Source organism: Rothia sp. HMSC078H08, assembly GCF_001808955.1.
GTDB lineage: Bacteria > Actinomycetota > Actinomycetes > Actinomycetales > Micrococcaceae > Rothia.
On the sequence record NZ_KV795247.1, the window covers coordinates 1 to 1,405 of the forward strand.

The following is a 1,405-nucleotide window of genomic DNA, read 5'->3' on the forward strand; positions in this document are numbered from 1 at the left end:
GTTCATAACGGCCGTAGTCTTGACTCACCAAACCAACATTTGCCAACAAATCATCAGGTGATATGTCCTGTACCGACGTACCTCCCATGAGGATGTCTCCACTGGAGGGCTTCAGCATACCCATGAGTGCATTTACTAGGGTTGTCTTTCCTGATCCGCTGGGCCCGACAATACCAATCATCTGCCCGGGACCAAAAGTGAGATTGATGTTTTTAAGAGCGAAAGAATCAGCTTTTGGATACTGGATAGCAAGATTCCTAATGGAAACGCTGGAAATCTCGAGGTAGGTATCGGCAACCGGATTTTTCTGCCCGGGCTGTGCGCTAGAAATAAACTTTCGATATACATCAATTGCGTTTGACCCCGCCGCCATCGAGCTAAGGTCGCTTCCCATCGAGCCAAGCGAGACTATAGCTGAGGTAATACCTATAACAGCTCCAGCAAGAACGCCGGGAGCCGGCACCGAGGCCGCTAGAAAAATAAGGGCTAAAGCTAGCAATGCAGCGCTTATAAAACCAACAATTGTATATATTCTGAGGATGTAACGAGCTAGGCCAATTTCCTCCTCACCGGATTTTTTCCGTTCTTGATTAGCGCGACGCGCAAAGAATGAACGAGCATTAAGAATTGCAAGCTCACGAGCAGTAGTTATTTGTGCAATCTGGTTAGTGCTATGCCATGCGTTGTAGCTATATGAATATATTTTTTCCATTGCCTCAGCATTTTTACTCGAATAGAGATGTGACATCAAGGCAACAGGAATCATGCCTGCAAGCATGCAGAGTGAAGCATATACATTGATCTTTCCTACGGAATAACTAAGGGCTCCCGTCGAAAAAATGATGAATATCAGAGCACCCATAGTGGAAACTTGAGATCCTAGACTCCCCCCTGTCACAGCTTCATGAGCTGCCCTTGATGAGCGAGCATAATCACCACTCGCGATTTCCTGAGAAGAACAAGTCGCCAGACGAGAAGATACATTCTGAATACCTGTACTTGACATTCGAGAATTTAGAATCATACGCAGAGAGTCTGATGCTTGTCCCAGGGCAATGTATCCTGCCAGCACAAAACTAACCCCCAGAGCTAGCGGAAGCACTTCATCCTGGCTCTGACCCAAATGCTCAACAAGTCTAGTGACAGCCTCCATCTGCAGAGCAGGGAATAGTGAGAGGCACACAACAGACGCTAGATAGGAAACGGTCCATACGGGGTGATTTTTGAAAGCATAAACCACGGACCAAACAGTATTAGCCATAATCTTACGCATCTTTATAGTCCCTTTCAGCGGAAGTTTTGCGCCCTGCAGAATCTTCAGAGATCTGATTTTTGAAAATTTCCATAAACTTTCCCTCTGCCTTCAGTAGCTCCCGGTAGGTTCCTTGCTCCACCACACACCCAC

General features: G+C 46.6%; 1 protein-coding gene. It reads right to left on the reverse strand.

Annotated elements, in window-relative coordinates:
• Positions 1-1,261 (reverse strand): ABC transporter ATP-binding protein/permease (locus HMPREF2528_RS09110; protein WP_168160856.1); only part of this gene is annotated, 1,261 nt, incomplete at its 3' end.
• Positions 1,262-1,405: the final 144 nt, after the last annotated feature.